Below are 22855 nucleotides of genomic sequence, written 5' to 3'. Positions count from 1 at the left end.
CGGTCCTTCTGAGCGGCCTCTGAGAATCCTATGAATCGTCCCGTCCTGCCCGACCTCACAGATGTCTCAGAGCCATCCGAGAGGTTCGGATGGCACGGTATGCACGGATCGACCGTTCGGACGAGGAGAACCGTGAGCACCACCATCGCCGGGAGGACGGCCGCCGGGGCGCAGCACGCGGCACCACGCCGGAGGGCGCGCGCCCGGCCGGCGGCGGTGCTGACCGCCATCGCGGCGGGCGCGCTCGCCGTAGCGGCCATGTGGTGGGCGAACACCCCCGCCGTGACGGGCCTCGACGGATGGCTCACCAACGCCGGGCGGCTCTGCGGGCTCCTCGCGGCGTACGCGATCACCGTTCTGCTGGCGCTGATGGCCCGGATCCCCGCTCTCGAACGCGGGGCCGGCTCCGACGTCCTGTCCCGGTGGCACTCCATGGGCGGCCGTTACGTGGTCGGGCTGTCGGTCGCGCACATGCTGCTGATCATCTGGGGGTACGCCCTCACCGACCGGACGGACGTCGTCTCCGAGACCGTGACGCTCAACCTGTCGTACCCCGACGTGCTCAAGGCCACGGTGGCGCTGCTGCTCCTGGTCGGGATCGGGATCATCTCGGCCCGGGCCGTGCGTCCCCGTCTGCGCTACGAGACCTGGTTCCACCTGCACTTCTACACGTACCTCGCCACGTGGCTGGCTTTCGGGCACCAGCTCGCCACGGGGGCCGAGTTCGTCGACTCGCCCCGCGCCCGCCTCGCGTGGTACGCGCTCTACATCGGGGTCGCGGCCGTGCTCGTCTGGTACCGGTTCCTCACGCCCGTCCGGCAGGCCCTGCGGCACCGGCTCCGGGTGGCCCGGGTGGTGCGGGAGGCTCCCGGGGTCGTCTCGATCCACCTCGCCGGCCGCCGGCTCGACCTGCTCGGGGCGGAGCCGGGGCAGTTCTTCCGGTGGCGGTTCCTCACCCGGGACCTGTGGTGGTCGCCCAACCCGTACTCCCTGTCGGCCGCGCCGCGCCCCGGCGAGCTGCGGATAACGGTCAAGGACCTGGGCGACCAGAGCCGCTCCCTCTCCCGGCTGCGCCCCGGCACCCGCGTCCTCGCCGAGGGCCCGTACGGCGCCCTGACCCCGGCCCGTCGCCGGGGACGGCGGGTGCTGCTCGTCGCCGGCGGCATCGGCATCACCCCGCTGCGCGCGCTGTTCGAGGCGATCCCGGCGGCCTCCGGTGAGCTGACGCTGCTCTACCGGGCCCGGACCACCGACGACCTGGTGTTCCGGGGCGAACTCGAGGCCATCTCCCTGGCCCGGGGCGCCGCACTGCACTACTGCGTCGGCCCCCGCGGCACGGTCGGCGACCCCTTCACCCCTCAGACGCTCGCGCGTCTGGTGCCGGACCTGCATGATCATGACGTCTACGTCTGCGGGCCCGAGGAGATGACGCGGAGCGTCTCGGCGGCCCTGCAGGCCGCGAGGGTGCCGCGCCGCCGCGTCCACCGGGAGACGTTCGCGTTCTGACCGGTTCTTCTTATCTGGTTTTCTTCTAGCTATGTGGAGGGGAAACGATGCGCAGAGCCGTGCTGGCCGTGCTCGTGACCGCCGTCGGCCTGGTGCTGCTGCTGTCCTTCAAACCCCATGAGATGACGGCCGTGGCCGATCGTCCCGCCGTGGTGGTGCAGGACGACCCGTCGTCGGAGGAGTTGTCGGGGGGCTCGGGTAGTGTCGGCGACGACTCGGGGGGGTCGGGGTCCGGTGACACGAGTGGCGGCTCGTCCGGTTCCTCAGGGCGCGCCGCGGGTGGGCGGGCGTCGCTCGGCTCGGGGAGCTGGAACGGCGGTGGCGCCCGGGCGGGTGCCACGACCGGAGAGAAGGCCGTGACCGGGGGCGTGGCGGACACGCGGTGGGGTCCCGTTCAGGTGCAGATTCTCCTGTCCGGCGGGAAGGTGACCGGCATCTCGGTGCTCCAGGCGCCCGATGGCAACTCCCGGGACTTCGCCATCAACAACGAGGCGCTCCCGATCCTCAACGACGAGGCGCTGTCGGCCCAGTCGGCCCAGATCGACGTCGTGTCGGGCGCCACGTACACCAGCGACGGGTACATCAGCTCGCTTCAGAGCGCGCTCGACAAGGCGGGCGCGTGATGCGCCATGTGGAGCACGTGATGGGCACCGTCTTCTCCTTCGATGTACGAGGGCGGGAACCGGGCGACCCGGTCGTCGTAGGGGCCGTGACTGAGGCGGTGTCGTGGCTGCACTGGGTGGACGAGACCTTCTCCACATACCGGCTGGACAGCCCGGTCAGTCGGCTGGGCCGGGGAGAGATCGCGCTGCCCGAGTGCCCGCCGGAGGTGTCCGAGGTCCTCCGGCTGTGCGAGGAGATGTCCGTGCTGTCGAACGGCTACTTCACGGCCCACCCCGGCGGCAGGCTCGACCCCTCCGGGATGGTGAAGGGGTGGGCGATCGAGCAGGCGTCGCGCATCCTGTCGTGCGCGGGGCTCGTCAACCATTGCGTCAACGGCGGCGGAGACATCCAGGCGGTCGGGTCGCCCGCCCCCGGCCGTCCCTGGCGAGTGGGCATAGCTCATCCGCTGCGCCCCGGCATGCTCGCCACCGTCGTCACCGGCCCAGGCGACGCGAGCGGCGCGGGCAGTGCCGGCGGTGCGGGCGGCGCGGCAAACGCCACAGCCGGCAGCGACCCCGATGTCCGCGCTGCTGGAGACCGTGCCGCCGGTCCCCGTGCCGCTGAAGCCGAGCTGGCCGTGGCCACGTCCGGGACGGCCGAACGTGGCGCGCATATCCTCGACCCCCACACCGGCAGGCCGCCCACGGCGCTCGCCTCCCTCACTGTCGTCGGGGCGAGCCTTACGATCGCCGACGCCTGTGCCACGGCCGCCTTCGCGATGGGAGACCGCGCTCGCGACTGGGTCGAGGAACTCGACGGCCTTGAGGCCTTCGCGGTCACCGCATCCGGGCAGACGTGGCGCACGAGCGGCTTCCCGGCCGACTCCCCCACGCGCCGCGCGTGAACCCGCGCATGGGGCACAGTGCCCGGGCATGCCGGGAGCACCCGACCACGGCGTTCGCAGAACGGGTAAGACAACCGGGCCCAGGTCATTGTCGGTCCCGGTTCGTGGCGTAGCGACCCACGCGAGTGAAGGCCCAACGGTCCACGCCGACGCGGCGACGGCGGTAGCGCCCGGGATACCGATATCGGTCCCGGTTGTGGAACTGGCAGGCCGGCCCGAGCCGGTCGAGATCGGTCCGCCCGCCGTTGGACCAGTCATCGACGTGATCGATCTGGCACATCGTCGCCGGCAGCGGACAGCCGTCGACCCAGCAGGTCGCATACCGCGCCAGCACCGCTCGCCGCTGGGCCGGCGTGGCCAGCCGCACCTTACGGCCCATGTCCAGCACCTGGCCGTCGGCGTTCATGACCAACCGGATCAGGGTCGAGCTCCGTGCCAGGCGCCGGATGTCGGAGACCGGCAGCACCTGTCCGGTCGGTGTCAGGACTCCGGGCAGCCCAAGCACGCCTGGCACTCCGAACCCGGCAGGCTCGTCGGCGGCGCCAGACGTATCGGCCACATATGGCGATTCCGGCCTGCCTCGGTGCTCGTCTGTGCCCAGGCGACCAGGCATGCCACGCCGGGCGGACATGGGCAACTGTCCGGACACCCCCGGCGGGTCAGCTGGGTCAGCCCGTTCGGCTGCGTCTTGGGGTTCCTCGTGGGGTCCTTGCCATGGCCCCACGCGGACGTCCGCCATGGGCTCGTCGCCTGGATGGTCTGGCCGGTCTGCTGCCGTCGCCCGATCGCGCCGCCGGCGCGCCCGCCGTGCCTCGGCCTGGCGTCGTGCCGCCTTCTCCCATCCTTCCGACGGCTCAGGCGACCCGTCGCCGACCGCGTCGGTGACCGGAGCGATGTCCTCGATGTCTTCGGTCATATGAGGGGGCTCGGGGATGTCGGCGGGCAGCGACTCGGCGTTGACCAACACCAGCAGTTCGGTGCCGATCCGCTGTTCGAGCAGGCCGATCAACGCATCGGCGTTCCGGACCTGAAGCGGCCGGTCGTCGCCCTCCGCCCGGGGCCGCGCGTAGGCGTCCAGCAGTGCCCGCAGCCGCGCTCCCGCTTCGCGCGGCAACCTGAACTCTCCCTCCACCCCGCCCAGCACGCTGTCGCGTACCAGCAGGAACCGCCCCGCCTCGTCGGCCCGCGCCTCGCTCTCCGCCCGGTCAGTGTCCAGCAGCGATCGCAGGTATCGGCCCGCCCGGGCCACCTCACCCGCTCCCGCCCGTTCGGCCATCCGCAGCAAGATCGGCTCTGCCAGCCGCGTCTGCTCGTCGCTCAGCCCTTCGACCGCACCACAGATGGCCGCCACCACGCCTTCAGCCGCCGCCCCAGCGGCGAACCGCTCCCGGAGCAGGGGCAGTCGCGCCAGCTCCGTGGCCAGGGTGAGTGCCTGTCCGGCCCCCGACCGACTCATGCCGCCCACCGAACGCAACCACGCCCTCGTCGACGCATGGCCGGCGGAACGGGCCTGGCCTGTCCCGTGGACGCGTCCGACCCGAGCCGCGATGGCCGCGCTGAGCCGGTCTCGCGCGAAGATCAACTGTTCGGCCTCGTGCGCGCACTCCAGCCCTGACAACGGCACCGGTCCCGCGGCGACCGCCATGGCCGCACGCCGGACCTCTGCCACCAGCGCCTCCGACGGAACGTCGGAAGTTCCCCGATGCCCGTCGTCCTCGGCGCCGTCCCCTGTATACGGCCCGGCGTCCGCCATGACTGGCTCAGGGTCCGTGTCACCAGGTGTGTCACGAGCCGTGGCACCGTCCGATGACCACGCCGAGGCGCGCGCCACCAGATCCGCCCACCACTGCGGACCGAGCGACGAATAACCGCTGAAAGAACGCCGATCGTCGGCATCGGAAGACTCCACGGCACCCCCGCACCCACAACTCGAAAACCTGTGCCAACAATGCCACACGCCACCGACAATTCCCAACCGATCTCGGCTTCATGTTCGAGCGACATCAGGCGGCATTCCCAATAAATGGATTAGGCTGATAAATCCGGATCGGAGGGAGAATTCGCCACGCAGGAGTAGCAGGCGCGCGGCGCTGCTAACGTGCAAGAGGCGGAGACGGAAGGGAGCGGCCGTGCTGGTGGTACACGGGGCCTGGGTCGAGGGCCAGCTCGCGCTCTGGGCCGAGGACGGCTCGGCCATACCCCCCGGGGACCGCCCAACCACGCCCGCCGAGGTCCACTCCGCCGCACCCTCCGAGGACCAGCCGGCCGCACCCGCCGAGGACCGCCCGGCCACACTCCCCGAGGACGGCTCCGCCGTGCCCTCCGTGGAGAGGCATAGGGCGCCCGGGGAGCCTCCAGGGAGCGGCTCGGGAACAAAGGATCGCTCCGACGCCGGATCGCAGAGGCGGTCCACGACAGGGGCGCGGGGAAAGACCCGCCTCCACCCGTACGCCGCCGCCACGCACCGCATTTCCGCTGAATTAGGCTTTTGGGGAGAAATTTCGGCGGCGGCCCTCAATGCGGCCGCCGCGGGGACGCTCGACATTCTGCTCCCCAGCGGCACGAAAACCCCAATTCCCTCGGCGGAGTCGGGAATCGCGGTGAGTGTGCGGACGCCGCGAATTTCCGCCTGGCGCGTGCCCGCACTGCTCATTCCCCCGCACATGGCACTGAAGCTGCTCGACGTCGTGGACGAGATCGCCCACCAGCCCGCGGCGGCGTACGAGCCGGACGAGTCGTCCGGAGGGTCGGCGGTCCCGGCGGCGTCGCTGCGCTATCTGGCAGTCGTCGCCACCGACGTCCGCGACCTCGTGCGCCGGGGCAGGGTGCTCCCCCAGCTCGTCCCCGAGGCCGGGCGCCACGCGGCCCGCTGGCAGCCCGTCCTCACCGGTGCGGACGCCGCGCGCTTCCGCGACCTCGCGCAAGCGATGCCCCCCGTCTGCCGTGCCGTGACCGCCGCCCACACCGCCGCCCACACGGCCACCCACACCGGAGACGGCACGAGCACGGCGCACACCCGGGGAGCGGGCGAGCGCCGCTCGGCCGACGTGCTCACGGACGCGATGGCGAGCCTGGCGGACGCCGTGGTACGCGAGGCGCTGCCCGAACGCCTCCTGGGCGGGCACCGGCCCGGGACGCGCAGCCCGCTCGCCGACCGCTGGATGGTCGCCCTGACCGGCGAGGACGCCGTCATCCCCGGCGTGACACCCGGCCAGGCGGAGGAGCTCGCCGCGCCCCTGCGGGAATGGCTCGCCCAGGCGCACCGGTCCGAGGGCCCGTTCCGGGTGTCCTTCCGGCTCACCGAGCCGGAGCCCGAGGAGCCCGACGAACTCGAGGTGCTCGAGGAGCCTGAGGACACCACCCCCGAGCCCGTACGGGACGACTCGTGGCGGGTGGAGTTCGCGGTCCAGTCGACCGACGACCCGAGCCTCTACCTGCCCGCGTCCCTCGTCTGGGCGGGCGAGACCGTCCCCGGGCTGGACGGCAGGCCGGAGGAGACCCTCCTCGCCGGCCTCGGCCGCGCGGCCCGGCTGTACGGCAAGGTCGACGAGGCGCTCCGCGAGGCGCGGCCGGCGGGGGTCGACCTGGACACCACCGGCGCCTTCCACTTCCTCCGGCACGCCGCGCCCCTGCTGCAGGCGGCCGGGTTCGGCGTCCAGCTGCCGGCCTGGGCCGGGCGGACCCGGCTTGGCCTCAAGCTCACCACCCGCTCCCGGAAGGCCGGCCCGGGAGCCGCGTCGGACCAGGGGTTCGGGCTGCAGCAGCTCGTCGACTTCCGCGTCGACCTCGCCGTGGGCGGCGAGACCATCTCCGAGGAGGAGCTGGCCGAGCTGGCCCGGCTCAAGCTGCCCCTGGTCCGCGTGCGCGGCCGGTGGGTGGAGCTGGACGAGCGGCAGCTCAAGGCGGCGCTGCGGGCCGTCGAGGGACGCCGTTCCGGGCAGATGACGGCCGCCGAGGTGGTCCAGGAGGTCGTGCAGGGCGGCGACGAGGAGCTGCCGCTGGTCGAGGTCGACGCGGACGGCGCGCTGGGCGACCTGCTGTCCGGCGAGGCCGACCGGCGGCTCGCCCCGGTGCGGACGCCGGACGGCTTCCACGGGGTGCTGCGGCCGTACCAGGAACGCGGCCTGTCGTGGCTGGCGTTCCTGTCGCGGATCGGGCTGGGCGGCATCCTGGCCGACGACATGGGCCTCGGCAAGACCGCCCAGACGCTGTCGCTGCTCCTCGACGAGCGCGCGGACGGCGCGAGGCCGGCGCCGACGCTGCTGGTGTGCCCGATGTCCCTGGTGAGCAACTGGCAGAAGGAGGCCGCCAGGTTCGCGCCCACGCTGGAGGTGTACGTGCACCACGGCGCCTCCCGGCTGCGCGGCGACGAGCTCGCCGGGCGGGCGCGGGAGTGCGACCTCGTCCTCACGACGTACGGCACGGCCCTGCGCGACCGGGAGGCGCTGGCGGGCCTCGGCTGGGAGCGGGTGGTCTGCGACGAGGCGCAGGCCATCAAGAACAGCGCGGCGCGGCAGGCGCAGGCCGTGCGGTCGCTGCCGGCGCGCACCCGGCTCGCGCTGACCGGCACCCCGGTCGAGAACCACCTGGCCGAGCTTTGGTCGATCATGGAGTTCTGCAACCCGGGGCTGCTCGGCCCGGCGAGGGCGTTCCGCGACCGCTACCAGGAGCCGATCGAACGGCACGGCGACGAGACGGCGACGGCCGCGCTGAAGCGCGCGACCGGGCCGTTCGTGCTCCGGCGCCTGAAGACCGACAAGACGATCATCTCCGATCTGCCGGACAAGCTGGAGATGAAGGTCTGGTGCACGCTCACCCCGGAACAGGCGAGCCTCTACCAGGCCGTGGTCGAGGACATGCTGGGCCGCATCGCCGCGAGCGAGGGCATCGAACGGCGGGGCAACGTGCTCGCGACGATGACCAAGCTCAAACAGGTCTGCAACCACCCGGCCCACCTGTTGAAGGACGGCTCCCGCCTGGCCGGGCGCTCGGGCAAGCTGGCCCGGCTGGAGGAGCTCGCCGAGGAGATCGTGGCGGAGGGCGACAAGGCCCTGGTGTTCACGCAGTACGCCGAGCTGGGCGGGATGCTCCAGCCGTACCTGGCGGCGCATCTGGACCGGCCGGTGCTGTGGCTGCACGGCGGGCTGCCGAAGAAGCGGCGCGACGCGCTGGTCGAGCGGTTCCAGAACGAGAGCGAGCCGATGCTGTTCCTGCTGTCGCTGAAGGCGGCCGGCACCGGACTCAACCTGACGGCCGCGAGCCACGTCGTCCACCTGGACCGGTGGTGGAACCCGGCGGTGGAGGACCAGGCGACCGACCGGGCCTTCCGCATCGGGCAGACGAAGAACGTCCAGGTCAGGAAGTTCATCTGCGCGGGCACGCTGGAGGAGCGGATCGACGAGATGATCGAGCGGAAGAAGGCGCTGGCGCAGCGCGTCGTCGGCGCCGGGGAGGACTGGATCGCCGACCTGTCGACCGCGGAGCTGCGCGAGCTGTTCCGCCTGTCCCCGGAGGCGGTGCGCTGATGCCGGTGGGGAAGGACGGCTGGTTCGAGGCGGGCCGCCCGATCCGGGTCGAGGGCGGCCTGCGGGCACGCTCCCGGCGCGGCTCGATCGGCGAGCGCTGGTGGTCGCGCCGGTTCATCGACCTGCTGGAGCACGTCTGCGACCCGGGCCGGCTGAGCCGGGGCCGGGCGTACGCGCGGGCCGGTCAGGTCCTCGGCCTCGACGTCGGGCCGGGGGCGGTGAGGGCGCGCGTCCAGGGGTCGCGCCGCGAGCCGTACCAGGTGAGCGCCGAGATCCAGGCGTACGACGAGCGGGAGTGGGACGCGGTCACGGCGGCCCTGGGCGGCCGGGCGCTGTACCGGGCCAAGCTGCTGGCCGGGGAGATGCCGCCGGAGATCGAGGAGGTGTTCCACGACTGCGGCCTGCCGCTCTTCCCGGACGAGGGGGCGCTGGAGATGTCGTGCTCCTGCCCCGACTGGGGGTTCCCCTGCAAGCATCTGTCGGCGGTGCTCTACCTGCTGGCCGAGGCGTTCGACGACGACCCGTTCCTCGTGCTGGCCTGGCGGGGGATGCCGAGAGACGCCCTGCTGGACGCGCTGCGGGCGGCCCCGGCCCCTCCGGACGGGGCCGCGGCGGGCACGGCGCCGCCGGACGTCGAGGACGTGCCGTTCGCCGCGCGGCTCGCGGATCCGGCCGCGTTCTACGAGCCGGGCGCCTCGGCGGCCCGGCTGCGGGAGCGCCCTCCGGGGATCGAGCCCCCGCCCGACCTGCTGCTGCGTGCGCTCGACCCGCCCCCCGTGAAGGCGCGGCACATCCCGGTCCTCGACCTGCTCCGGCCGGCCTACCGGCGGCTCGGGGAGGCGGTCACCGGTCCTCGAACTCCTGGGGAACCATCACCCTGACGCCGTTCGGGATCGTCCTGACCAGCAGCGGGGTGCGCAGGCGCACCTCGCCGTCGATGTCGGCGGCCATCGGGGGGTCGGTCTCCAGGAGCATCTCCTGCCCGGTCACGAACGGCCCGCCGGCGAGGCTGCGCCAGCGGCCCGTGGTGGCCCTGACCAGGGTCTCGCCGAGCAGCCGCACCCGCTTGCCCGAGCCGAGCTGGTACGCGACGAGCCTGCGGTTGTCGATGCTCACGTCCCTGGCGATCTGCCAGCCGCCGTGGAAGCGGCCGTTGGCGATGTTCAGCTGGTGGGTGAGCAGCTCGTGGCGCTTGCCGTCCACCGTGATGTACGCCCGGAACGGCCGGTGCCCGGGAAGGACGGTCAGGGCGGTCAGCGGGTAGGCGGCCCGGCCGAGCAGGCGCTTGAGCCAGGGCCGCACGGTCCCGGCGACCTCGACGGAGACGCCGAAGCTGGCGAGGTTCGCGAACGGCCGGTCGCCGCACATGCCGAGATCGATGTCGGCCACCTTGCCCTCGCTGAAGACGCTGACCGCCCCGGCAAGGTCGAGCGGCAGCCCCAGGCTGCGGGCGAAGTTGTTGGTGGTGCCGAGCGGCAGCACGCCCAGGGCGACGTCCCTGCCCGCCACATATCTGACCGAGCTGCTCAGCGTGCCGTCGCCGCCGCCCACCACGAGCAGGTCGGGCTCCTGCTCGAGCGCGCGGGCTACGACGTCGCGCAGCCGGGCGGGGTCGGTCACCGGGTGGACGCCGGTCAGCCGGAAGCCGCCGGCCCGCATGAGCCTCAGCACCTCCGCGTAGCGCCGGCGGCCACGTCTGGACTTGGTGTTCACGATGACCGCGGCTTTCCGGTTCTCGTGGATCGCCGCCGTATGCTCCGCCTTGCTCCGCACGGTCACATGCTAGGCGGGAGCGCGGCGTCCCGCGCATGCCGTACGCCCTTCCCCTGCCCATGCGGCATGGCGGAAACGGGGCCGGAACGCGCCGTGCCCGGCGGCCGCGAGGGCCGCCGGGCACGGGTGCCACCGGGAGAGGACCGCTACTTCTTGGGCGGCGTCACCTGGACGATCGCGCCCAGGTCGCCGGGCAGCGGGCTGATCAGCTTCAGCACCACGCCGAGCTGCTTGCCCTCGTCGCCCGGATTGCCGGTGCCGAGGACGGTGCCGCCGATGTCCGTGCCGTACAGGTCGGTGGCCGGGGTGCCGTCGGGGTTGACGACCCGGGTCGTGTACGGCTGGTTGTCCTTGGACGGGACGACGGCGGAGGCGTCGCGCAGGCGGTAGTACAGGTTGCCGTCGCGGACCTCGATGCCCGGGTACCAGCCCTTGGCGTCGGTGAAGGTGCTCACCGCGGGCTGCTTGCCGAACGAGGTGCAGTACTCGGTGAACGGCTCGCCCTCGATGCACTCCTTGAACGGGTAGGTGCCGGCGAAGTTGAAGGCCGCGTTGGAGGACTGCGGGCGGGACGGCAGGTTCTTCAGCGTCGACGGGTCGTGCTGAGCCGCGGCGCCGGTGCGGCGCAGCGGGTCGAAGTGCGAGTCGACGATGAGGAGCTGTCCCTTCGGCCCGACCGACGGCAGGTCGAAGGTGGTGTCCGCCACGTCGTTCGTGGTGCGGGACGCGTCCCGGTACCAGACGAGCATGCCGGGCGCGTTGTACTTGATCTTCTCGACCTTCCAGGCGCCGTCGCGCAGGTAGGTCGTGTCGTACGCGTACTGCAGACCCTTGTCGAACCCGTCGAAGTTGCGCCACTCGGCCAGGTAGTACTGCGCCGCCTGGATCTGGCCGGAGAAGATGTTCCAGCCGGCGCCGCTGGTGTCGGTGAAGGTGCCGGTGGTGGCGGTCCAGCCGTTGGCGCCGTTCTCGACGTCGTCGCTCCAGACGGTCGAGGAGCCGCTGGTGACGGCGAAGTCGTCGTTGAACCAGCCGCGGCCGAGCGTGGCCGCGTCGGTGGCGTAGCGCAGACGCAGCTGGATCGTCTTGCCGGCCCACGGCGCCAGGTCGACGTACAGGTGCTGCCAGCCGCCGCTCTCACCGGTCAGGCCGTACTTCTTGCCGCCGAAGGTGTTGAGGTTGCCGTTGGGGTCGGTGTAGTCGTCCCCGGTGCTGGCCAGGCTGCCGTCGTCCTTGTAGATCTTCTGGTCGGTCCAGGTGGCGCCGCCGTCGGCCGACACCTCGAGGAAGCCGTAGTCCCAGTCCTGCTCGATGCCCCAGTCGCTCCACCAGCGGAACTTCGCGTCCGCGCCGGCCGGGACGTCCACCGTACGGGCGAGGCGGCTGTCGGCCCACGTCTGGTCGCTGTTCGACCACCACAGGTTCGAGCCGCTGTGCGGGGTGGACAGCACGACGTGCTTGTCGGGCAGGTTGACCCGGATGCCGTCCTCGGTGCCCTTCGGCGTGCGCGAGGTCTGGCCGAGCGCCACGAGCTTGGTCCCGTCACCCGGGTTGACGATCTTCGGGTTGGCCCAGCCGAGGACCCACTTGTCCCACAGGCCCATGTGGGTCGGCAGCGACTGGAAGATCGGGCCGGAGTGGGAGCCGCTGGACATGAGGTCCCAGAAGTCCACGTCGGAGTCGCCGGCGCCGGTGGTGTCGTACAGGTCGGGCAGGCCGAGGTCGTGGCCGTACTCGTGGGCGAAGACGCCGACCCCCGCGTCCTCCGGCTGGAGGATGTAGTTGGAGATCTTCACGTTCGAGCCGGGCACGGTGTAGCCGCCCGCCACGTCGCTGGAGTGGGCCCACAGGGAGAAGGTGCCCTCGGCGCCGCCGCCGCCGGACTTGTCCTCACCGGCGTGGATCAGCACCAGGTGGTCGATGACGCCGTCCGGCTCGTCGTAGTTGCCGTCGCCGTCGACGTCCGACACGTCTTCCTTGTCGTAGTCGGCCCACGGGAAGCTCGGGTCGGACTTGGCCAGGGCGTTCACCGCGTCGATGGGCAGCTGCGCCGCGCCGCGCGGGTTGTCGGGGTGGCCGGCCATCTCCTGCGGGTAGGTGCCGCACCGGCCGGCGCCGTACCACGCCTCGGAGTGCGGGACCTTGATCCAGCCGACCGCCTGGCCGGTGACGGTGTAGGCGCCCTTCGACAGCTCCTCGTACATGTTCTTCATGGTGGAGCCGGAGATGTCGATGCCCTTCTTGCCGTCCCGGGGGTCGGTCAGGTCCGGGCGGACCCGGGTGGTGATCCCCTTGGAGGTGTAGAGCATGTTGTTGTAGTGCGCCGTGTTGAAGTCGGCGACCCACATCGAGTTGTTGTCCTTGCCCCCGCCGGCGGCGGTGGCGGGGTTCGGGATGTGGTTGTGCAGCGGGCCGTTCAGCTTGGTGCCGGCCGGCTCGGTCACGCAGTCGTTGACGTCGTCGATCGTCTTCGGGTGGGACCACCCGGAGAAGTCGTCGTTCGCCTGGTCGTTGAACTCGACCAGCAGCGTGAGGAGCTTGGCCGTCTTCGTGGTGTTCGCCTTCTTGTAGATGAAGTCGAACGGGTTCTTGCCGGTCCGGAGGGCCTGCTTCTCGTGCTTGGCCAGCACACGGGCGGCGACCGGGTTGCCGCTGGCGAACTTGTGGTCGATCGCCTGCGCCAGGGCTGCCGTGCGCCTGGCCCCCTTCGACGGCACCTTCTCGTCGATGACCGACACGTCACTCTGCACGCGGGGTGGCGCGTAGTTGATGTAGTGGTCCTTCGCGGAAGGCTGATAGCCGGCCGTGGGGGTTGCCGCGCCTGCGGCGGCCAGGCCTCCTGCCGCCAGGCCCAGCGCGGGCACGATCGCGGCGAGACGCCGGATTCTTCTGGACAACGAGATCCCTTCCCGTCCGGGTTCCCCGGACACCATGCGCGGCGCGCCGGGATGAGCACGCATGCGGGACCTTAAGCGACAAGGTAAAGAGAAGGTAAAGCGCCTTTGACGATGGTTGTAAAAACGTGATTACACCGAAATGATCTGTTTAGTCCGGTTACCACCACGACGGGGTCCGTGCCGTAAAGTCCAGTCGTGCACGACCTCATTGCCGCGCTGCCCGAAGGACGGGTCCTGACCGACCCGGACGTGACCGAGTCGTATGCCCGCGACCGCACGTTCGTCCCGCCGGGACGTCCCCTCGGCGTCGTCCTCGCCCAGACCCGCGACGACGTCGTCACCACGCTGCGCTGGGCGACCGAGAACCGGGTGCCGGTCGTGCCGCGGGGCGCGGGCACCGGCCTCGCGGGGGGCGCCACCGCCACCGACGGCAGCGTCGTGCTGTCGCTCGCCCGGATGACCGCGATCCGCGAGCTGTCCCCGCAGGACGAGATCGCCGTCGTCGAGCCCGGCGTCATCACGGCCGACCTCGACCGCGCGGCCCGCGAGCACGGGCTCATGTACGCCCCGGACCCCTCGTCGTACGAGATCTCGACGATCGGCGGGAACCTGGCGACGAACGCGGGCGGCCTGCGGTGCGTGAAGTACGGCGTGACCCGCGACTCCGCCCTCGGCCTGGAGGTCGTGCTGGCCGACGGCCGGATCCTCGACACGGGCCGGCGGACGATGAAGGGCGTCACGGGCTACGACCTGACCGGGCTGTTCGTGGGCTCGGAGGGGACGCTTGGCGTGATCACGGCGGCCACTCTACGGCTGAGGAGGGTGCCGCGCGAGGTCCACACGGTCGCGGCCGAGTTCATGTCGTTGCGTGACGCGGCGGCCGCCGTGTCCGCCATCATCGCGGCCGGCTGCCAGCCGTCCCTCCTGGAGCTGATGGACCGCACCACGCTGGAGGCCATCGACGACTGGAAGAACATCGGGCTGGAGCCGCAGACCCGGGCCATGCTGATCGCCCAGTGCGAGGGCCCCCCGGACGAGATGGCGGCCCTGTGCGAGGAGACGGCCTCGTTCGTCGCGGTGTCCTCGACCCCCGAGGAGGCCGCGGAGCTGATCGGCATCCGTCGGCTCGCCTACCAGGCCAAGGAGCGGATCGGGCAGTGCCTCGTCGAGGACGTCTGCGTGCCCCGGTCCGTGCTGCCCGACATGATCTCCAGGATCGAGGAGGCCGCCGCCCGCCACGAGGTGACGATCGCCACCGTGGCCCACGCCGGCGACGGCAACCTGCACCCGGTCTTCATCTTCGAGCGCGGCCTCGCCAAGCCGCCGGCCGAGGTGTGGGCGGCCGCCGACGAGGTGTTCCGCGCCGCCCTCGATCTCGGCGGGACCCTCACCGGCGAGCACGGCGTCGGCCTGCTCAAGAAGCGGTGGCTGGGCCTGGAGGCGGGCCCCCTGGTGACCGAGCTGCACCAGGGCATCAAGCAGGTGTTCGACCCGCTCGGCATTCTCAACCCCGGAAAGGCCATCTGACCGCTGGTAGCGTTTGGCTCCATTGTCATGTTCAGTGTCACGTTCGGCGCACTTCGGGGGCGATGGTGGCGTTAGAGGACGGCGATCCGGCGCGTCTGGGCCCGTACACGCTCGTCGACCGCCTCGGCGAGGGCGGCCAGGGCGTCGTCTTCCTGGGCCGCGGCCCCGCGGGCGGGCAGGTCGCGGTGAAGCTGCTGCACACGCGGCTGACCGCCGACCCCGAGGCGCGGGAGCGGTTCCTGCGCGAGGTCGCGCTGGCCCAGCGGGTGGCGCCCTTCTGCACCGCCCCCGTCCTGCACGCCGACCTCGCGGGCAACCAGCCGTACATCGTGAGCGAGTTCGTCCCTGGGCCGTCGCTGCGGCAGCTCGTGGAGCGGGAGGGGCCGCGGCGGGGCGCCGCGCTCCAGCGGCTCGCGATCAGCACGGCGACGGCGCTGGCCGCCATCCACCGGGCCGGGATCACGCACCGCGACTTCAAGCCGGCCAACGTGCTCATGGGGCCGGAGGGCCCTGTCGTCATCGACTTCGGGGTGGCCAGGGCGCTCGACTCGCCGCAGGCGACGGCGACCGGCGCGTCCATCGGCACACCGGCCTACCTGGCTCCCGAGGTGCTGTCGGGCGGCGCGGCACGGGGGGCCGCCGACATGTTCGCCTGGGGCGTCACCATGGTGTTCGCCGCCACCGGACGCCCCGCCTTCGGGGCCGACACGATCCCCTCGGTGATCACCCGCATCCTGCACGCCGAGCCCGACCTCGGTGACCTCGCGCCGCCCCTGCGGGACATCGTCGCCGCCTGCCTGTCGAAGAACCCCGCGCTGCGTCCGGCGGCCGAGGACGTGGTCGCCCGGCTCACCGGCGGGCCGGTCGCCCCCGTGCCGCAGCCCGTTCCCCCCGCGCCTCCCGGGCCTCCCCGGCCTCCTGCTCCGTCCCGGCCGCGGGGACGGCGCGCCAGGCCGGCGCGGCCCCGGCGGACCGCGCTGACCTGGACGGCCGCCGGGATCGCGGCGTCCGCGCTCGCGGCCGCGGCCTTCCTGGTGCCGAACTGGGTGTCCGCCCGGCAGATCTCCTCAGAGGACGCCCTCGGCCCGCTGCCGGGGGCCGCCTCCGCCTCGGCCGGCGCCGAGCCGCAGGTCTCCACGCCGTCCCCGCCGGCCACCCCGAAGGGGCACAGGACCGGGCGGCCCTCGCCGGCCTCGACGGCCGGGCGGCCCCGGGAGGACGCGACGGCCGCCCCCACCCGGACGCGCCCGGCGCACCCGTCGCCCACCCCTGACCGCTCCGGCGGATCGACGCCCGCCCCCTCGGCGGCCGGGCCCACGGCCACCCCGAAACCGACGGCGGAACCCACCGCCCAGCCCACCGTGAAGCCGACGGCGACGCCGACGAAAACCCCGACGAAGGCCCCGACCAGCGCGCCCAAGCCCAACCCCTACACGGCCAAGGGCGTCTGCGGGACCGGCTACGCCGTGGTCGACTCGCACTCCTACGGCGGGCAGGCCACGACGTACCTGCTCTACAGCTCCTCCACCGGCCGCAACTGCGTGGTCACCCTGTCCCGCTACGTGATGCCGGGCAAGGTGAGGATGGGCGCGGTCCTGAAGGTCCAGGGCGGGGCGTCGGCCGCCGACTCGGGCTCCTACACGGCGTACGCCGGCCCGCTGCGCCTGGCCGCCGCCGGCAAATGCGTGATCTGGGGCGGCGGGTACGGCAGCACGAGCTGGAGCAGCGCGTGGTCCCACTGCGGCTGACCCGGGCGGGCGGCGCCACGGCACCGCGGCGGCCCGGTGAGGTGACGGCGCGTTGACGTGACGGCGCGTTGACGTGACGGCGGCCAACCCGGAGGATCTTCCCGTGATTGAACGTGGTTCGGTGGTGGCATGACGGCACTCGTGAGCCGGCTGGACACCTCCAGCGGCGAGTACGGCGCCCGGCGCGCCGCCATGCTGACGAAGATCGCCGAGCTGGAGGCCGAGCACGCCAAGGCCGTGGCCGGAGGCGGGCCCAAGTACGTCGACCGGCACAGGGAGCGGGGCAAGCTGCTCGCGCGCGAGCGGATCGAGCTGCTCGTCGACCCCGACTCGCCGTTCCTGGAGCTGTCCCCGCTGGCGGCCTGGGGCACCGAGTTCCCCGTGGGGGCGAGCGTGGTGACCGGGATCGGCGTGATCGAGGGCGTCGAGTGCGTCGTCACGGCCAGCGACCCGACCGTGCGCGGCGGCGCGTCCAACCCCTGGACGCTGCGCAAGACGCTCCGGGCCGCCGACATCGCGCTCGAGAACCGCCTGCCGTACGTGAACCTGGTCGAGTCGGGCGGCGCCGACCTGCCGTCGCAGAAGGAGATCTTCATCCCGGGCGGCCGCGTCTTCCGGGACCTGACCCGGCTGTCCGCCGCCGGCGTCCCGACGATCGCGCTGGTCTTCGGCAACTCGACCGCGGGCGGGGCGTACGTGCCCGGCATGAGCGACCACGTGGTCATGGTGCGGGAACGCGCCAAGGTGTTCCTGGGCGGCCCGCCGCTGGTGAAGATGGCGACCGGCGAGGAGTCCGACGACGAGTCGCTGGGCGGCGCCGAGATGCACGCCCGCACCTCCGGCCTCGCCGACCACCTGGCGGCCGACGAGCACGACGCGCTGCGCATCGGCCGGCGGATCGTGCGGCGGCTCAACCGGCGCCGGCCGGTCCCCTCCCCCGCTGTCGCGCCCCCGCCGCTGTACGACGAGGACGAGCTGCTCGGCATCGTGCCCGAGGACCTGAAGATCCCGTTCGACCCGCGCGAGGTGATCGCCCGGGTGGTGGACGGCAGCGACTTCGACGAGGTCAAGCCGCTGTACGGGCCGAGCCTGGTCACGGGCTGGGCGGCGGTCCACGGCCACCCGATCGGGATCCTCGCCAACGCCCGCGGGGTGCTGTTCGGCGAGGAGGCCCAGAAGGCGGCGCAGTTCATCCAGCTGGCCGACCAGACCCGCACCCCGCTGGTCTTCCTGCAGAACACGACCGGCTACATGGTCGGCAGGGACTACGAGCAGAGCGGCATCATCAAGCACGGCGCCATGATGATCAACGCGGTGTCCAACTCGACCGTCCCGCACATCACGATCGTCATGGGCGCCTCCTACGGCGCGGGCAACTACGGGATGTGCGGCCGGGCCTACGACCCCCGGTTCCTGTTCACCTGGCCGAGCGCGAAGTCGGCCGTCATGGGCCCCGCCCAGCTCGCGGGCGTCATGTCGATCGTCGGCCGCGCCGCCGCCGAGGCCCGCGGCCAGGAGTACGACGAGGAGGCCGACGCGGCCATGCGGCAGGCCGTGGAGGCCCAGATCGAGGCCGAGTCGCTGGCGTTCTTCCTGTCCGGCAGGCTCTACGACGACGGGGTGATCGACCCCAGGGACACCCGTACGGTCCTCGGGCTGTGCCTGTCCGCGATCGGCAACGCGCCCGACGCCGGCCGCGCCGGCTACGGCGTCTTCCGGATGTGAGCAGAGGGACGGCGACAATGATCGAGCGGTTGCTGGTGGCCAACCGGGGCGAGATCGCCCGGCGCGTGTTCCGCACCTGCCGTGAGCTGGGGATCGGCACGGTCGCGGTGTTCTCCGACGCCGACGCGTCCGCGCCGCACGTGGCCGAGGCCGACCGGGCCGTACGGCTGGGGGCGCCGCTGTCGTACCTCGACCCGGCGCTGGTCGTGGACGCGGCCCGCAGGGCGGGGGCGGACGCGGTGCACCCGGGGTACGGCTTCCTGTCGGAGAACGCCGCCTTCGCCCGGGCCGTCCTGGACGCCGGGCTCACCTGGATCGGGCCGTCCCCGGAGGCCGTCGCGGCGATGGGCTCGAAGATCGAGGCGAAGGCGCTGATGGCCGAGGCGGGGGTGCCGGTCCTGCCGACATTCCCAATCGGGCCCGGCGGGCTCGCCGAGGAGCTGACGCGGCAGCTGCCCGAGGTGGAGACGCCCCTGCTGATCAAGGCGTCCGCGGGAGGCGGCGGCCGTGGGATGCGGGTCGTCCGCGACCCGGCCGATCTGCCCGCCGCCGTCGAGGCGGCCCACCGGGAGGCCCTGGCGGCGTTCGGCGACGGCACGCTGTTCGCCGAGCCGCTGCTGGAGGGCGCCCGGCACATCGAGGTGCAGATCCTCGCCGACGCCCACGGCACGGTCTGGGCCCTCGGCGAGCGGGAGTGCTCGATCCAGCGCCGCCACCAGAAGGTCATCGAGGAGGCCCCCTCCCCCGCCGTCACCCCCGAGCTGCGCAGGGAGCTGTGCGAGGCCGCGATCAGGGCGGCCCGGGCCATCGGGTACGTCGGGGCGGGGACCGTCGAGTTCCTGCTCGCGGCGGGCGGCGGCTTCCACTTCCTGGAGATGAACACCCGCCTGCAGGTCGAGCACCCGGTCACCGAGGCGGTGTACGGCGTCGACCTCGTGCGCCTGCAGATCGAGGTGGCCGAGGGCGTGCAGCTGGCCGCGCTGCCGCCGAGCCCGGTCGGCCACGCCATCGAGGCCCGCCTGTACGCCGAGGACGCCGACGGGCGCCCGCAGACCGGTGTGCTCCACCGGTTCGAGGTGCCGGGCGTGGACGGCGAGTTCGCGCTGGGCGCGCGGCTGCGCCTCGACTCGGGCGTGGTGTCCGGCGCCGAGGTCGGCGTCCACTACGACCCCATGCTCGCCAAGGTCGTGGCGTACGCGCAGACCCGCGGCCAGGCCGCACGGCGCCTCGCGGGGGCGCTCGCCCGGGCCCGCGTGCACGGGCTCACCACCAACCGCGACCTGCTCGTCACCGTGCTGCGGCACCCCGAGTTCCTGTCGGGGGCGCTCGACACCGGGTTCCTCGACCGCCACCCCTCGACCGCGCCGCTGGCCGGCCCGGAGGCCGTCCGGCTGTCGGCGCTCGCGGCGGCGGTGGCCGCGGCCGAGGGCCGCAGGGCCGCCGCCCCCGTGCTGGGCGGCCTGCCCACCGGCTGGCGCAACGTCCCCTCCCGGCCGCAGCGCGCCGTGTTCGAGACCGAGGCCGGGGAACGGCTGGAGATCGCCTACCGCTTCACCAGGGACGGCCTGCGGGCCGAGGGCTTCGACGGCGTCGCGCTCGTGTCGGCGGCCCCGGACGCAGTGGTGCTGGAGGAGGAGGGCGTGCGGCACACGTTCGACGTGGCCGCCTACCCGGGCGTGGTCCACGTCGACTCCCCGCTCGGGCCCGTGCGGCTCACGCCGGTCGACCGGCTGCCCGAGCCGGTCGAGCAGGTCGCGCCGGGGTCGTTGCTGGCCCCCATGCCGGGTACGGTCCTGCGTGTCGAGGTGGCGCCCGGCGACACCGTGACGGCCGGGCAGCCCGTGGTCGTGCTGGAGGCCATGAAGATGGAGCATCGGATCGTGTCGAACGCCTCCGGGGCCGTGTCCGCCCTGAACGTCGCCCCCGGCCGCCAGGTCGAGGCCGGCGCGGTCCTCGCCGTGATCGAGGAGGGCTGATGGCCGGCGACGGCGAGGTCCTGGTCCGGCGCGCCGAGAAGGACGGCGTGGCCACCGTCACGCTCGACTCGCCGCGCAACCGCAACGCCCTGTCGGCCCGGCTGCTCGGGCAGCTCGACGAGGCCCTCACGTGGGCGCTCGCCGAGCCGGCCGTACGGGTGATCGTGCTGACCGGGGCCGGGCCGGTGTTCTGCGCGGGCGCCGACCTCAAGGAGCAGCGCGCCGGGGCCGCCCCGGTCACCGCGTCGTTCCCCGACATCATGAGCCTCATCTGGGAGAGCCCGAAGCCGGTCGTGTGCCGCCTGAACGGCACGGCCCGGGCGGGCGGCCTCGGCCTGGTCGCCGCGTGCGACTTCGCCGTCGCCCCCGACACCGCGTCGTTCGCGTTCAGCGAGGTGCGGCTCGGCGTGGCGCCCGCGATGATCGCCGTGACCTGCCTGCGCAGGCTCGACCCCCGGGCCGCCGCCGAATACTTCCTCACCGGCGAGGTCTTCACCGCGACGCGCGCCGCGGAGATCGGGCTGCTCACGAAGGCGGTCCCCGAGCAGGACCTCGACGCCGCGGTGGCCCACTACACGGACATGCTGCTGCGCGGCGGCCCCGAGGCACTGGCGATCACCAAGAGGCTCGTCCGCGAGGTGCCGCTCATGCCCGTGGACGAGGGGTTCCGGGCGATGGCGGCGCTGTCGGCCGAGCGGTTCACCTCGGCGGAGGGACAGGAGGGCATCCGGGCGTTCATGGAGAAGCGGCCGGCCGCCTGGATCCCCGGCGCCGCCGAAGCCCCCCGCGCGAGTTCCGGCGGCGGCTCGGACGGCGGCTCACGCGCTGGCTCAGGCAGTGGCTCAGGCGGGCCCGGCGACGGTTCCGGCTCGCGGTGAGCGGCTCCCCCGGCGGCCCGCTCCGGGTGGCCAACTGCAGCGGCTTCTACGGCGACCGCCTGTCGGCCGCGCGTGAGATGGTCGAGGGCGGCCCGATCGACGTGCTGACCGGCGACTGGCTGGCCGAGCTGACCATGATGATCCTCGCGGGGAACCGGCTCAAGGGCCGGCCGGGGTACGCCCGGACGTTCCTGACGCAGATGGAGCAGGTGCTGGGCACCTGCCTCGACCGGGGCGTCAAGGTCGTCGCGAACGCCGGCGGGCTCGACCCGGCGGGCTGCGCGCGGGCCGTCGAGGACCTGGCCGACCGGCTGGGCCTGCGGGCGTCCGTCGCCTGCGTCACCGGCGACGACCTGATGCCGTTCGCCGGGCGGCACATGGACACCGGCGAGCCCCTCCCGGCCGGTCCGCTCACCGCCAACGCCTACCTCGGCGGACGGCCGATCGCCGTGGCCCTCGAACACGGCGCCGACGTCGTGGTCACCGGGCGGGTCACCGACGCCGCGCTCGTCACCGGGCCGGGCATGTGGCGGTTCGGGTGGCGGCCCGAGGACCTGGACGCCCTCGCCGGGTCGGTCGTCGCCGGGCACGTCATCGAGTGCGGCTGCCAGGCGACCGGCGGCAACTACGCGTTCTTCCGGGACGTCCCCGACCTCGCCCACTGCGGCTTCCCCATCGCGGAGCTGCACGCGGACGGGTCGAGCGTGATCACCAAGCATCCCGGCACCGGCGGCCTGGTCTCGGTCGGCACGGTCACGGCCCAGCTCCTCTACGAGATCGGGTCGCCCCGCTATCTCGGGCCGGACGTCGTGGCCCGGTTCGACACGATCCGGCTGGAGCAGGAGGGCCCAGACCGCGTACGGATCTCCGGGGTGCGCGGGGAGCCGCCGCCGGCGACGCTGAAGGTCGCCGTCAACCACCTGGGCGGCCACCGCAACACGATGACGCTGGTCCTCACCGGCCTGGACATCGAGGCGAAGGCCCGGCTGGCCGAGGAGGCGATCTGGGCCCGCGTGCCGAAGGAGTCGTTCGAACAGGTCCACGTCGAACTCACCCCGCTGACCGCCGGAACCGCTCCGGGCGACGCCGCGGCGGGCACGGCGCTGCTGCGGATCACCGTGATGGACCCCGACCCGCGGAAGGCGGGCCGCGCGTTCTCCTCGGCCGTGGTCGAGACCGGGCTCGCCGGCTACCCCGGCTTCCACGCCCTCACGCCGCCCGGCGACGCCTCGCCGTACGGGGTCTACCGGCCCTCGCTCGTGGACGCGGCGGACGTGCTGCCCGTCGTCACGCTCGGGGACCTGCGGATCGAGGTGCCCCACACCCCGCCCGCCGGCACCGCCAGCGGGATCACCGAGCCGGCCGTGCCGCCGGCCCTCGCGGCCGCCGAGCCCGGAGCTCAGCCGGGGGCGCTCCGTCCGCTGGGCGAGATCGCCGGCGCCCGGTCGGGCGACAAGGGCGGCGACGCCAACCTCGGCGTGTGGGTGGGCACCGACGAGCGGTACGCCTGGCTGGCCGCCTTCCTCACGGCCGACCGGCTGCGCGCGCTGCTGCCGGAGACGGGCGACCTGCCCATCGAGCGGTACGACCTGCCGGGCCTCCGGGCCCTCAACTTCGTCGTACGGGGACTGCTGGGCCTGGGGGTGGCCGCCAGCCCGCTCCTGGACGCCCAGGCGAAGGCCCTCGGGGAACGGCTGCGGGCGGTCCCGGTGCCCCTGCCGGACTGACGACCCCTAAGATTGCGCGCAATTGCTCATTGAGCGCGCAATAGTCGTCCAAGGGGGAGAAAGAGC

Annotated in this window: 14 protein-coding genes; 11 read left to right on the top strand and 3 right to left on the bottom strand. The window is 73.0% G+C overall.

Going from position 1 to position 22855, the window contains the following annotated elements; genetic code table 11:
* Positions 1-132 precede the first annotated feature (132 nt).
* From Mco01_RS07100 to Mco01_RS07090, 3 genes are read left to right on the top strand one after another with little or no spacing between them, the layout of a single operon-like run.
* Positions 133-1506 carry a ferredoxin reductase family protein gene (locus Mco01_RS07100; RefSeq protein WP_204056030.1) on the top strand — a complete coding sequence of 458 codons (1374 nt, stop codon included), beginning with the start codon at positions 133-135 and terminating at the stop codon, positions 1504-1506.
* A gap of 47 nt (positions 1507-1553) precedes the next feature.
* Entirely contained in the window at positions 1554-2129 is a 576-nt protein-coding gene (locus Mco01_RS07095) for an FMN-binding protein (protein WP_204056029.1), read from the top strand.
* Positions 2129-3013 (top strand): FAD:protein FMN transferase, encoded by an 885-nt coding sequence (locus Mco01_RS07090; RefSeq protein ID WP_239103414.1) that lies wholly within the window; start codon positions 2129-2131, stop codon positions 3011-3013. Before Mco01_RS07095 ends, Mco01_RS07090 begins: the two co-directional genes overlap by 1 nt.
* Before the next feature lie 85 nt (positions 3014-3098).
* On the opposite strand, the gene Mco01_RS07085 is transcribed toward Mco01_RS07090, so the two are convergent.
* Entirely contained in the window at positions 3099-4922 is a 1824-nt protein-coding gene (locus Mco01_RS07085; RefSeq protein ID WP_204056027.1) for an HNH endonuclease signature motif containing protein, read from the bottom strand.
* 754 nt (positions 4923-5676) lie between these two features.
* Between Mco01_RS07085 and Mco01_RS07080 the strand changes: the two genes are divergently transcribed.
* Both Mco01_RS07080 and Mco01_RS07075 read left to right on the top strand, forming a co-directional pair.
* Positions 5677-8538, top strand: coding sequence for a DEAD/DEAH box helicase (locus Mco01_RS07080; protein WP_239103397.1), 2862 nt, complete (start codon positions 5677-5679; stop codon positions 8536-8538).
* On the top strand, positions 8538-9419 hold the full coding sequence (locus Mco01_RS07075) for an SWIM zinc finger family protein (protein ID WP_204056025.1): 882 nt from the start codon (positions 8538-8540) through the stop codon (positions 9417-9419). Before Mco01_RS07080 ends, Mco01_RS07075 begins: the two co-directional genes overlap by 1 nt.
* Here the strand turns inward: Mco01_RS07075 and Mco01_RS07070 are convergent.
* Both Mco01_RS07070 and Mco01_RS07065 read right to left on the bottom strand, forming a co-directional pair.
* The gene (locus Mco01_RS07070; RefSeq protein ID WP_204056024.1) at positions 9382-10311 is read right to left on the bottom strand and encodes a diacylglycerol/lipid kinase family protein; all 930 of its coding nucleotides are present in this window, start codon (positions 10309-10311) and stop codon (positions 9382-9384) included. The genes Mco01_RS07075 and Mco01_RS07070 overlap by 38 nt on opposite strands.
* A gap of 146 nt (positions 10312-10457) precedes the next feature.
* Positions 10458-13208: an immune inhibitor A domain-containing protein gene (locus Mco01_RS07065; protein ID WP_239103396.1), complete on the bottom strand. Its 2751-nt coding sequence runs from the start codon at positions 13206-13208 to the stop codon at positions 10458-10460.
* A 195-nt stretch (positions 13209-13403) separates the two neighbouring features.
* On the opposite strand from Mco01_RS07065, the gene Mco01_RS07060 reads away from it, so the two are divergent.
* The 6 genes from Mco01_RS07060 (at position 13404) to Mco01_RS07035 (ending at position 22789) form a co-directional block, all read left to right on the top strand.
* Positions 13404-14735 carry an FAD-binding oxidoreductase gene (locus tag Mco01_RS07060; RefSeq protein WP_239103395.1) on the top strand — a complete coding sequence of 444 codons (1332 nt, stop codon included), beginning with the start codon at positions 13404-13406 and terminating at the stop codon, positions 14733-14735.
* A gap of 62 nt (positions 14736-14797) precedes the next feature.
* The gene (locus Mco01_RS07055; protein ID WP_204056023.1) at positions 14798-16483 is read left to right on the top strand and encodes a serine/threonine-protein kinase; all 1686 of its coding nucleotides are present in this window, start codon (positions 14798-14800) and stop codon (positions 16481-16483) included.
* 129 nt (positions 16484-16612) lie between these two features.
* Complete coding sequence (locus Mco01_RS07050) at positions 16613-18208, top strand: acyl-CoA carboxylase subunit beta (protein WP_204056022.1); 1596 nt, start codon at positions 16613-16615, stop codon at positions 18206-18208.
* A 17-nt stretch (positions 18209-18225) separates the two neighbouring features.
* On the top strand, positions 18226-20184 hold the full coding sequence (locus Mco01_RS07045; protein ID WP_204056021.1) for an acetyl/propionyl/methylcrotonyl-CoA carboxylase subunit alpha: 1959 nt from the start codon (positions 18226-18228) through the stop codon (positions 20182-20184).
* Entirely contained in the window at positions 20184-21062 is an 879-nt protein-coding gene (locus Mco01_RS07040; RefSeq protein WP_204056020.1) for an enoyl-CoA hydratase-related protein, read from the top strand. The genes Mco01_RS07045 and Mco01_RS07040 overlap by 1 nt, the downstream gene beginning before the upstream one ends.
* 77 nt (positions 21063-21139) lie before the next feature.
* Entirely contained in the window at positions 21140-22789 is a 1650-nt protein-coding gene (locus Mco01_RS07035; RefSeq protein WP_239103413.1) for an acyclic terpene utilization AtuA family protein, read from the top strand.
* Positions 22790-22855: the final 66 nt, after the last annotated feature.

This window comes from Microbispora corallina (genome assembly GCF_016863035.1).
Taxonomy (GTDB): Bacteria; Actinomycetota; Actinomycetes; order Streptosporangiales; family Streptosporangiaceae; genus Microbispora; species Microbispora corallina.
This window is presented reverse-complemented; position numbering and strand designations above follow the sequence as displayed.